Genomic DNA, 11,776 nt, shown 5'->3' with positions numbered 1-11,776 from the left:
GGATCGGCCTCAGCCGGCGGACTTCGGACGCTCGGCGAGCCCGAGACGCAGGTGTTCGCTGTGGTAGACGGCCTCGTCGAGCAGTTGGGCGACATGGCTGTCATAGAGGCTGTAACTGATCGACCGCCCGGAACGAGTGCCGGTGACCAGCCCGAGATTGCGCAGCAGCCGGAGCTGATGGGACACCGCGGACTGCTCCATGCCGACGGCGTCGGCGAGATCGGTGACCGAGCGCGGACCGGACCGCAGCTCGGTGAGGATGAGCAACCGGCTCGGAGTCGCCAGCGCCTGCAGCGTGGTGGCGACATGCACGGCCGATTCCGGATCGAGCCGTGCAGCCGGCCGCATCCCCTCGTCGATGCCGTGTCCCATGCAGCGAGATGCTACCGGTTCACCATCACATGAAAACCTCTTCATATGAACTGTTACTGTCGGGGCTGACGGTCCGCAACACGACGGGAGACATGATGGACACGGCGGAGGCGACCGGCGCGACGGACAGGGCGGCGCGTGACACCGTCCCGAGACCGGGAGGCGAACGCGGGATCACCGCCCCGCGATCGATCTTCCGGACCGGGCTCCGACTACCCGAGGTGCGCTGGGCGGGCATCGCGCTGGCACTGTTCCTCGCCGGATGGCTGCTTCAGCTCTGCGAGGCACCCGAATGGGCCTGGTGGACCGCGTATCTCGCGTGCTACCTGAGCGGCGGATGGGAACCGACCCGGTCCGGCCTGCAGGAACTGCGGCAACGACGACTCGACGTCGATTTGCTCATGATCGTCGCCGCCATCGCCGCCGCGTCGATCGGGCAGGTCTTCGACGGCGCGCTGCTGATCGTGATCTTCGCGACCTCGGGCGCGCTGGAGGTCGTCGTCACCCAGCGCACCGCGGACTCGGTGACCGCCCTCCTCGGCCTGGCCCCCGAACGGGCGACCCGGTACCACGACGACGGTTCGACCGTCGAGGTCGACTGCCGCGATCTCGAAGTGGGACAACGCATCCTCGTCCGCCCCGGCGAGCGGATCGGTGCCGACGGAGTGGTCCTCCGGGGGCGCAGCGAGGTCGACCAGCAGGCCGTGACCGGCGAGTCGATCCCCGTCGTGCGCGACGCGGGTGACGACGTGCTGTCCGGCACCGTCAACGGCACCGGCGCGCTGATCGTCGAAGTCGCCCGCCCGGCGTCGGAGTCGGTGATCGCCCGGATCGCGACACTCGTCGCCGAGGCCTCCGAGACGAAGGCCCCGACCCAGCTCTTCCTCGAGAAGGTCGAGCAGGCGTACTCCGTCACCGTCGTGGTCGCCACGCTTCTGGTACTGGGCGTTCCGATGGTGTTGTTCGACAACACCTTCGACGAGGCGCTGCTTCGAGCCATCGTGTTCATGATCGTGGCCTCACCCTGCGCCGTCGTCCTGTCGACGATGCCGCCGCTGCTGGCGTCGATCGCCAACGCCGGTCGTCACGGCGTGCTGGTCAAGTCCGCCGCGGTGATGGAGTCCGTCGGACGGACCTCTGTCGTCGCCTTCGACAAGACCGGCACCCTGACCGAGGGACGCCCGCAGGTCGTCGACGTGACAGCACTCGACGGACGCGAGCCGTCGGAGGTGCTGGCGCTCGCCGCGGCCGTCGAACACCCCAGCGAACACCCGCTGGGACGCGCGATCGTGGCGGCCGCGATCGACCGTGGGCTGGACATCGAGACGGTCGAGGACTTCCGGGCACTTCCGGGCCGCGGCGTGACCGGCGCCGTGCGCGGTCACCGGATCACCGTCGAGCGCGCCGACGCCGACTCGACCGGAACCGTGGTGGGCGTGCTCGTCGACGGATCGGAGGTCGGCCGGATCGAACTCGTCGACCGTCTTCGGGACGACGCCGCCGAAGCAGTGCGGCTGATCGGCGACGTGACCTCCGGGCCGGTCCTGCTGCTGACCGGCGACCGTCCGTCCGTCGCGGCGGATGTGGCAGACCGGACCGGTATCGAGGCGGTACACGCCGACCTCCTGCCCGAGGACAAGGTCCGAATAGTCGGCGAGACCGGCGGCCACGTGCTCGTGGTCGGCGACGGCATCAACGACGCACCGGCCCTCATGGCGGCCGGCACCGGCGTCGCCATGGGTCGTCGGGGCGCGGATCTCGCGGTCCAGACGGCCGACGCGATCATCGTGCGCGACGACCTCACCGCGGTCGCCGCGCTGATCCGGCTGTCCCGGCTCGCCCGCCGCTACGTGATCGCGAACCTCTGCATCGCGGGCACCATGATCGTCACCCTCGTGACCTGGGATCTCGTCGGAACCCTTCCCCTCCCGCTGGCCGTCGCCGGCCACGAGGGTTCCACCGTGCTCGTCGCACTCAACGGCGCGCGCCTGCTCCGGCGTTCGGCGTGGTCGGGTGCACAGTCGACGTGATCGGGCGCACAGTCGACGTGTTTGGACGCACGGTCGACGGGGGCGCGGTCATTGCCTTCGACCCAAGTTAGTGTCACTCTGAGTACCAGACACATCCGCGACCCTGCGGGCGCGGACAGCCGGCGGGTCATCGGCCCGCCCATCTGATGGGATCTCTCACATGACGAGCTACTTCATCACCGGGGGCAGCGGGTTCATCGGGCGACGCGTTCTCGAACGTCTCTTGACCGTCTCTCCCGACGCCACGGTCCACGCGCTGGTACGCGAGTCGTCGCTGGCGGCCTTCGTCGCCATGCTCGATGACCTGGACGCCGTCGACCGGGTGACCCCCGTGGTCGGAGACCTGACCGCGCCGGGACTCGGCATCTCACCGGACGCCGTTCCCGCGATCGACCATGTCATCCACCTCGCCGCCATCTACGACATGGCCGCCGACGCGGAGTCACAGCGCGCCGCCAATGTCGTCGGGACCTCGCGCGCCGCCGACTTCGCGATCGCACACGACGCGCTGTTCCACCACGTCTCGTCGATCGCGGTGGCCGGCGACCACCGCGGTCGCTTCACCGAGATGGACTTCGAAGTCGGACAAGGGTTCCCGACCCCCTACCACCGCACCAAGTTCGAGGCCGAGCGCGTCGTCCGCGAACGCGAGGGACTCCGCTGGCGCGTCTACCGGCCGTCGGTCGTGGTCGGCGACTCCAGAACCGGGGAGATGGACAAGATCGACGGCCCGTACTACTTCTTCGGTCATCTCGGGATGCTCGGCCGGTTGCCCTCGATGCTGAGGCTGCCGATGCCCGACCTGGGCACGCTCAACATCGTGCCCGTCGACTACGTCGCCACCGCGATGGTCGCCCTCATCGGCGTCAATCCCACACGCAGCGGGCTGGTGTTCCATCTCAGCGACCCGAAGTCGCTCACCACCACCGAGATGTACAACGCCCTCGCACCGGCCTTCGACGCCCCCAAGGGCTTCGATGCCATCCCGCGCTCCGCGGTCGAACCCGTGATGGCGTTGTCCGGCATGGGGATCGCGCGTGTCGGACGCAACCTCGTCGCCGCTCAGCAGGGCATTCCCGGGGCACTGCTCGACGCGGTGACGCTGCCGGTCGACTTCCGCGCCGACACCACCGTCGCGGTCCTGCACGACCTCGGCATCACGATCCCCGACTTCACCGAATACGCCCCGCGGCTGTGGACCTACTGGTCACGGCATCTCGACCGGGCGCGCAACCGTCGCACCGATCCGCGCGGCCCCCTGGTCGGCAAGAACATCCTCATCACCGGTGGGTCGAGCGGCATCGGCAAGGCCACCGCCCGGATGTGTGTCGCCCGCGGGGCCAACGTCATCATCGTCGCCCGCAATGCCGCGGAACTCGATTCGGCGACAGAGGAATTGAACTCGACGACGAGCAAGAAAGGAATCCCGCCCGGCCAGGTGACCTCGTACCAGTGCGACATCACCGACGAGGAATCGGTCAACGCGCTCGTCAAGACCGTCCTGGCCGCACACGGCCATGTGGACGTGCTGGTCAACAACGCCGGTCGGTCGATCCGCCGCGCCACGCTCAATTCCGTGGACCGGTCACATGACTACCACCGGGTGATGGCGGTCAACTACTTCGGCGCGGTCAACCTCGTCCTCGGACTGTTGCCGCACATGGTCGCCAGGCAGGCGGGCCACGTGGTGAACGTGACCTCGGTCGCGGTGCAGTCACGGGGGCCGCGATTCGGGGCGTACGCGGCGTCGAAGGCCGCCCTCGAGGCCTTCAGCGACGTGACCGGCACCGAGACGGTCTCCGACCACGTCACTTTCTCCAATGTTCGTCTGCCCCTAGTGAAGACGCGGATGATCGCACCCACCGAGGCCTACGACAACCAGCCCGGCGCCTGGAACGTCGACCGCGCCGCGGCGCGCGTCCTGCACGCCATCGTCGACCGGCCCAAACGGGTCGACTCGCTCGTCGGGCTGGTCGCCGAGATCGGGCATCGGATCACGCCCGGACTGACCACCCGCATCCTGCACCAGGAGTATCTCGTGTTCGGCGAATCGGCGGCAGCCCTTGGTCGTTCGGACCACGGCGCCGACAGGCGCGACACGTGATCGACACCCCTTATCTCGAGGTCGACGTCGATCGCATGACGCGTAACCTCGCGTCGCTCGCCGATCGTGCGCGATCGACCGGCGTCGAGGTGCGCCCGCACGCCAAGACCCACAAGAGCGCCGAGATCGCCCGCATGCAGATCGATGTCGGCGCCGTGGGCCTGGCGGTGGCGACCATCGGCGAGGCCGAGGCCTTCGCCGACGCCGCCGACATCACCTCGTGCACCGACATCTTCATCGCCTACCCCGTCTGGCCGACCCCGGCGAAGGCCGCCCGGTTGCGTGCTCTGGCGGCCCGGGTGTCGCTGCGGGTGGGTGTCGAGTCGGTCGAGGGCGCCCGGCATCTCGGGGCTCTGCTCGGTGGGCAGCGGATCGAGGCTCTCGTCGAGGTCGACTCCGGGCAGCACCGCACCGGGGTGACGCCCGGGGGTGCCGGCGAGGTCGCGGCCGCAGGAACGGCAGCCGGACTCGACGTCGTCGGCGTGTTCACCTTCCCCGGCCACGGCTACGGCCTCGGCGACACCCGACGGCGTGCCGCGGAGCAGGAGGTGGCGGCGCTTCGCGCGGCCGCGGAGAGTCTCCGGGAGCATGGGATCGATCCGCGCGTACGCAGCGGCGGGTCCACGCCCACCATCGAATTCGTCGGCGACCCGGCTCACGCGGGCGTGCTCACCGAGGTCCGTCCGGGCGTGTACCCCCTCAATGACGCCCAGCAGGTCGAGATCGGCGCCTGCGGATTCGACGACGTCGCGCTGACCGCGGTCGCGACCGTGGTACGCAGCGAGCCCGGACGAATCGTCGTCGATGCCGGCAGCAAGATCCTCGGCGCCGACCGAGCTGCCTGGGCCACCGGGCACGGACGGCTCCTCGACCACCCCGACGCCCGTGTCGTGCAGTTGTCCGAACACCATGCCGTCGTCGACTTCCCGGCGGACTCGACGCCTGTCCCGCGGTTGGGCGACGTGGTCCGGGTGGTACCGAACCATGTCTGCACCGCGGTCAACCTCGTCGACGAACTGGTGGCGATCGACGGATCGGACAGCCGGTGGCCGGTCATCGCGCGGGGACGCAACAGCTGAGTCAGGTCGGCCGGATTCCGTGCCGGACCAGGAACTCGCGGGCCCGTCCGAACTTGCGGTCGGTGGAGAACGCGTACCAGCGCTGACTCACACCCGCTTCGTGGACGACGTCCCGGAACCTGCGGAACGCACCTCGTCCCTCGATCGCGCGCTCCAGACGGTTTCGCAGGTCGGGATCGGTGGTGCGCGTGGCGAAATCGGCCATGTCCCGCCAGCTGTCGCGCGAACCGATGCAGTCGAAGCGCAGCCAGCGGTCCGGGTCCTCCTCGACGTCGATCTCGTCGTCGCTGTCGTAGACCCCGGCTCGAGGCTTTCGTCGTACACGAAGCCTGTGGTCAGGTCGATGTAACCGCCGGTCGACCGGCTCGGATCACCTTCCATCTGGTCGCTGAGCATCTCGAGGTCCACCGCGATCGGCCGTCCCGGCGCGGGTTCTCCGCGCAGGATCGCGAGTAGTTCCTCGGCGAGTTCGGCGTCGCCGGACTCTCCCCGTCGGTTGAGTTGTTCGACGATCGACACGGCCACCGGTTCGGCTCGCTCGCGGCGCTTCTGCAGTGCCATCGACACCCCGGCGCCGACCTGCTGGAGTGCGTCGCTTGGGCGAGGTACGCGGGTCGATCGCGTCCTCGGACCCGGATCGATTTCTCGACGCGGTCACCGGGTGCGATGTGCCTGGCCGTGGCGATGTCCACGGGCTCGGAGATCGGGCCGCCGATACCACCGGCCATGTCGGCACCGAGCGCAGCGTCGGCGACCACCCTGCCGTCGTCCAGGGTGAAAAGTGACAGATGGGAACGATCCCATCGGGCGAACGCGTCGTCGACGGCGGTCGCCAGATCTGCGAAGGTGTGCGCCGGTCCGACCGCGAAAACCCCTCCGGGGCAAGGCCACAACTCAATACCACGACCGCCGAGCAGTTCCACGGTCACCGACAACCACGTGCGCGCCATGCGGCGTTTCTTCCCGAAGGCCACTCCACGAGACGCAGTCACTCGTAGACCCCTTCGACGATCCACTCCCCGGCGCGGTAGCACAGCAACAGGGCTCGTGAATCGTCGAGCAGCACCTGCGCCCGGGCGATCAGTCCCGCCTCGCCGGCTCCGGCCGACACCGGCGCGCCGGCGGGGCGGTCGGCGCTCCCGACCGGCCAGGGCCCGGCCCACCAGTACAGACCCCAGCTCGATCGGCGGCCCCGGGACGATGCCAGCGCGACGGTCACCGGCTCGGCGGTGAACGCCCCGCGTTCGGTCACCTTCACCGGTTGTCCCATGGCGTCGAGCACGTGGATCGCGGTTTCCACCAGCACCGTCGGGCTGGGTTGCGGCAGACGCCCGGGCCACGGCGCCAGCGGATCCCGGCGAGGAGCCGGCTCGTCGCCCAGGGAGACCATCGTGATCCGTTCGGCGGGACCGCGGCCACCGCTCAGCACGGGAATGCGAACCGCGTCCCCGCCCAGCAACCCCTGTATCCGCACCAGTGAACGCCGTGCGCGCTCCTCCACGTCGGGCTCACCGGCCGACCCGCCACGGGCGAGATCGTCGGTGAGCTGGTAGTGCAGGGCACCGGCCTCGACGACCTCGACCGGCTCGAGGCGCAACCGGACGATCGGCGAGTCGGGCCGGGTGTCCCGGGCCCTTCTCCCCTGCGCTTTGCCTCCGTAGGGGGCTTCGACTCGGCTCCTCGCTGCGCTCGGTGCCGGCTCAACCCGCGGGGTAGGCCGCGCCGCGCCGGTCAGCCACCCCTCCAGTTGCCATCGGATGCGGTCCGCGGTCGTCTCCGGCGTCAGCGGCTGGGCACAGCGCCAGGTTCGCGAATGCTGTTGTCCGCGTTCGGTGGTCGCGATGATGGTGAGTCGCGTACAGGCCACCGCGGCATCACGCAGGCGTCGGTGCAGCGCGTCGGCGAGGGTACGGCCGATGAACGCCGCGACGTCGATGCGGTCGACCGGGGGGTCGCAGGTGTGGTCGACGTCGAGTTCGGCAGGCACACCGCGGGACGACGGGACGCGCCCCGGCAGCGCGTTGGCGAGCCGATGCGCGACGACCGCATCCCTGGCGAACCGAGTGGCGACATCGGTGACGGACATGTCGGCGAAGGCCCCGATCGTGCCGATCCCCAATCGGCGCAGCAACTCGACGAGATCGGCACGGGACGGATCGCTCATGCTGGGTTCGACGGCGAGATCGGCGACGGGCCGGCCGGCGAGGTACTCCCGGTCGCCGCCGGGCTCCACCTGATGTCCGTGCCGGGCGGCGAGGACGGCGGTGAAGATCTCGTCGGCGATGCCGACCTGCGACTCGATGCCACATGCCGACACCACGTCGACGAGTTCCTCCGCGAGGGACTCCATCCCCCCGAAATAGCGGGCCGCACGGTCGCCGGTGATCACCAGGAGACCTGGCCGGAGCACTTCGAGAGCGGGTATCACCTCGGCGACCGCGGCGACCACCGGTTCGAACAACCGTCCGTCCCGGTTCTCGTCGGCGGTGACCACGGTCATCTCCGTACACGCCGCCTGCGCCTGACGCTTGCGCATCCCGCGACGGACACCGGCCGCACGGGCCGACGCCGAACAGGCCACCACCCGATTCGCCGACAGCACCGCCACCGGATGCAGTGGGGGTAGATCCGCCTCGGCCGATGCCGCCATCGCCGGCCAGTCCGGGCACCAGAGCGCGAGGATACGCCGGGACCCCGGCTCCCCGGGGGGCATCAGTTCGCCACCGCGAGCACCGGTGAGACACTCGTCGCCGCGACCATCTCGACCGTGCGATCGGGGCCGTGCCCCACCGCCCGGAGCTCGACCTCGGTGCTCTCGGATCGCCGGCCGCGGCCGGACACCGTGACCTGCAACCGCATCCCGCCGATGCGGCCGTAGCCACTGCGCGCGGAATCGAGACCGGCTGCGCGGGAAGCGGACCGGCCGGGCAGGTGTGGACTGTGCCGGTAGGTGAGGACACGGGCTTCGACGGCCAGCTGCGCACCCGGCCAGGTGCCACCGGTCACCAGCAGCACCGACGACTGCTTGCGCACGCGGCCCATGACCACCCGCGCACGCGACGGGGCCACCGTCTCGCCCCGCGGGCGTGTCCCCTCCCCGTCGCTTGCAAGGTCCAAGATCACCAGGTCCATACCGTCGAGCAGAACCGCCGCCACCTCGACCGGATCGGGACCGGGCTCGGGGATGGTGGCGATACGGGACAGGTCGGCACCCATCTCCGCCGCCGACAACAGACTCAACCGTGGCAACCCGACGATCCCCACCTGCCCACCCGCACGGGTCACCGCTGCGATCATCGCGACCAGCACCGAGCGGGCACCGTCGAGCCGGGCGACCGTACCGCGAGGAATCCCGTTGTGCGGCAGCACCTCCGACAGCGATTCCGGCATCGGAAGTACGCCCACCGCCTGATCGCGGACCTCGACCACCCGCTGGTCGGGCCGGCCGGACATGGCCGCCATCCGCCGGCGCAACCCCGCCAGCTCGTCCGCCCTGCCACGGGTCGCGACATCGGTCACGACAACACCAGCTGACACATCCATTTCCGGACACCCTCCAGTCGACATGAGGTACTCGAGCGAGCCGGGAAGGTGCGCGCATCAGGGTTCTCGAACTGCCATCCGAAGTGATCCCGAGGGGCACCCTCGGCCGCAGATCGTTCGAACACAGTTTCGATGATTTGAGAGTAGAACCAACCACCGACAAGCGTCAAACGAAGACGAGATCCGTTGTACGACAAAGCATGTGCGTTCCCACGCCGAATCGACGCAGCTCAGCGCGGTGCCGGTTCAGAACGGCAGTGATCAGAACAGGGTGAGTGCGTGCTGCAGCTCGGGCTCGGCGACCGTCGCCGGCGCGTCCCGGCCCGACTGCCGGAGACCACCGGACCCCGCCAGGCCGTGCCGGTGCACGAGAGGTTTCATCCGGTCACGCAGCCACGACGAATACTCCGGGGTGACATAGGCGCCACGTCCGTACAAACCCCGGTAGCGGCGGATGAGCGCCGGATGTTCCTCGGCCAGCCATTCGAGGAACCAGGGCTTGGTCGAGGATCGCAGGTGCATCGGGAACGCGGTCACACCCGAGGCGCCCGCCTCGGCGAGGGCCTCGAGCAACGAATCGAGATGCGAGGTGGAGTCGGTGAGGTAGGGGATGACGGGGGCCACCATCACATGCGGCGCGATGCCGGCATCGGCCAGATCCCGGATCAGCGCGAGCCGCGCCTGCGGCGAGGGTGTCCCCGGCTCGATCTTCTTCTGCAGATCCGGATCGAGGATCGCCAGTGAGATCCCGACGCTGACCGACACCTCGCCCGCAGCCTGGCGCAACAGCGGCAGGTCACGACGGATCAACGTGCCCTTGGTGAGGATCGAGAACGGCGTCCGGGACTCGGTGAGCGCGGAGATCACCCCCGGCATGAGCCGATAACGCCCCTCGGCGCGCTGGTAGGGATCGGTGTTGGTCCCCAGTGCCACCGTCTCCCGGGTCCACGACCGGCGTTTGAGCTCCTTGCGCAACACCGCCGCGACGTTGAGCTTCACCACCACCTGGGTGTCGAAGTCGTTGCCCGCGTCGAGGTCCAGGTACTCGTGCGTCGGACGGGCGAAACAGTAGCGGCAGGCATGCGTACACCCGCGAAAGGTGTTGACCGTGAACTGGAACGGGAGCTGCGAGGCCTCCGGGATGCGATTGAGCGCACTCTTGGCCAGCACCTCGTGGAAGGTGATGCCCTCGAAGTCGGGCGTACGCACCGACCGCACCAGGCCCGAGCGGCTCAACCCGGGAAGCGACCCGTCGTCGACCCCCACCGCCTGATCGGACCATCGCATGGAGCGAGTCGAACATACGTACGAGACGGCTGTCAAGTGCAGCGCCCGCCCCGATGGCCTCGCCGCTATCATCGCCCTATGTCGACCACTGCCGGACACCGTCATGCACCAGGTCCCCAGTACCTGGTGGCCGGCCGATACCGCCTGAAGTCGCGGATCGGCGGGGGCGGCATGGGAACCGTGTGGCTCGCCCGCGACCAGCTCCTCGACCGCGACGTCGCCGTCAAGCAGGTCGTCTCCACCGAGGGTCTCACCGAGGAATCCGCGGACAACGTGCGCCAGCGGGCGATGCGAGAGGGACGCATCGCCGCGAAGCTCTCCCATCGCAATGCGATCGCCATGCACGATGTCGCCCTCGACCGGGGTGAGCCCTGGCTGGTCATGGAATACCTACCCTCGCGCAGCGTCGCCCAGATCCTCCATGCCACACAGACTCTCACGCCTGCCGAAGCCGCCCAGATCGGCGCCCAGGTGGCCGATGCGATGGTCGAGGCCCACGCCGCGGGGATCGTGCACCGCGACATCAAGCCGGGCAACATCCTGATCGCCGAGGGCGGCCGCCACACGGGACTGGTCAAGATCACCGACTTCGGGATCTCGCGGGCGAAGGACGATGTCACGCTCACCCAGACCGGCGTGATCACCGGGACACCGGCATATTTCGCCCCCGAGGTCGCGCGCGGAGCCGATCCGCAAGAGGCGTCGGACGTGTACTCGCTGGGTGCGACCATCTACACGATGGTCGAGGGTCAGCCGCCGTTCGGTGTCGACGACAATTCGATCGCCCTGCTGCACAAGGTCGCGCGTGCCCGCATCACTCCCATGAAGAACGCCGCCGAACTCGAGCCGGTCCTGCTGCGACTTCTCGAACCCAGTCCCACCAAACGCCCCACGATGAGTCAGGCACGAGACCTGCTCACCTCGTTCGCGGCCGGCTCACGCGGCACCCGCGACCAGGTCCTGACCGGCCTCATCACCCGACCGGGGACGGGAACGCCGGTGTGGTCGCAGCGGACCAACCGGTCCTCGACGACCGGTACACACCGCCCCGCCGCAGCCACCCTGCCGCCGTACGCCCCGACGATGTCCGCCGATCGCGGCTCCCGCGACCTCCCGCGCACTCGTCAGGGCATGTCCCCGACTCTCATGTCGACGCCGCAACCGCACTCGTCCACATCGAGACCACCTGTCGGACAGTCACAACCGTTTGATCGGCGACAGCCGTCGTACAATCCGCCCCCGCAGCCGCCGGGCACGTCGAGCACCGCACTCGCGGTATCGATCTTCGTCTTCTTCGCGGTACTCGCGGTAGTCGTCGTCCTCGCCATCGCGCTGTTGCGCTGAGGTGCGAGAGCGGTGGC

General features: G+C 69.2%; 9 protein-coding genes. 4 read left to right on the top strand and 5 right to left on the bottom strand.

Going from position 1 to position 11,776, the window contains the following annotated elements:
• Positions 1-9: 9 nt before the first annotated feature.
• Complete coding sequence (locus AC3B6C_RS15980; protein WP_010841889.1) at positions 10-372, bottom strand: ArsR/SmtB family transcription factor; 363 nt, start codon at positions 370-372, stop codon at positions 10-12.
• A gap of 92 nt (positions 373-464) precedes the next feature.
• Between AC3B6C_RS15980 and AC3B6C_RS15975 the strand changes: the two genes are divergently transcribed.
• From AC3B6C_RS15975 to AC3B6C_RS15965, 3 genes are all read left to right on the top strand, one after another.
• A complete protein-coding gene (locus tag AC3B6C_RS15975; protein WP_488373431.1) occupies positions 465-2,402 on the top strand; it encodes a heavy metal translocating P-type ATPase in 1,938 nt (645 codons plus the stop codon).
• Positions 2,403-2,562: 160 nt separating this feature from the next.
• Entirely contained in the window at positions 2,563-4,506 is a 1,944-nt protein-coding gene (locus AC3B6C_RS15970; protein ID WP_488373430.1) for an SDR family oxidoreductase, read from the top strand.
• On the top strand, positions 4,503-5,585 hold the full coding sequence (locus AC3B6C_RS15965) for an alanine racemase (RefSeq protein WP_488373429.1): 1,083 nt from the start codon (positions 4,503-4,505) through the stop codon (positions 5,583-5,585). Before AC3B6C_RS15970 ends, AC3B6C_RS15965 begins: the two co-directional genes overlap by 4 nt.
• A gap of 1 nt (position 5,586) precedes the next feature.
• Here AC3B6C_RS15965 and AC3B6C_RS15960 read toward each other — a convergent pair whose 3' ends face one another.
• The 4 genes from AC3B6C_RS15960 to AC3B6C_RS15945 all read right to left on the bottom strand — a co-directional run bounded on the left by AC3B6C_RS15960 (position 5,587) and on the right by AC3B6C_RS15945 (position 10,415).
• Positions 5,587-5,817, bottom strand: coding sequence for a hypothetical protein (locus tag AC3B6C_RS15960; protein ID WP_488376278.1), 231 nt, complete (start codon positions 5,815-5,817; stop codon positions 5,587-5,589).
• A gap of 756 nt (positions 5,818-6,573) precedes the next feature.
• Entirely contained in the window at positions 6,574-8,298 is a 1,725-nt protein-coding gene (locus AC3B6C_RS15955) for a DNA polymerase Y family protein (RefSeq protein WP_488373428.1), read from the bottom strand.
• Positions 8,298-9,128, bottom strand: coding sequence for a hypothetical protein (locus tag AC3B6C_RS15950; RefSeq protein ID WP_055474847.1), 831 nt, complete (start codon positions 9,126-9,128; stop codon positions 8,298-8,300). Before AC3B6C_RS15950 ends, AC3B6C_RS15955 begins: the two co-directional genes overlap by 1 nt.
• Positions 9,129-9,389: 261 nt before the next feature.
• The gene (locus AC3B6C_RS15945) at positions 9,390-10,415 is read right to left on the bottom strand and encodes an Rv2578c family radical SAM protein (RefSeq protein WP_055474848.1); all 1,026 of its coding nucleotides are present in this window, start codon (positions 10,413-10,415) and stop codon (positions 9,390-9,392) included.
• 78 nt (positions 10,416-10,493) lie between these two features.
• On the opposite strand from AC3B6C_RS15945, the gene AC3B6C_RS15940 reads away from it, so the two are divergent.
• Positions 10,494-11,759, top strand: coding sequence for a serine/threonine-protein kinase (locus AC3B6C_RS15940; RefSeq protein WP_044506368.1), 1,266 nt, complete (start codon positions 10,494-10,496; stop codon positions 11,757-11,759).
• The last annotated feature ends 17 nt before the right edge of the window (positions 11,760-11,776 follow it).

This window comes from Gordonia sp. 11cp, assembly GCF_057767225.1.
This window is presented reverse-complemented; position numbering and strand designations above follow the sequence as displayed.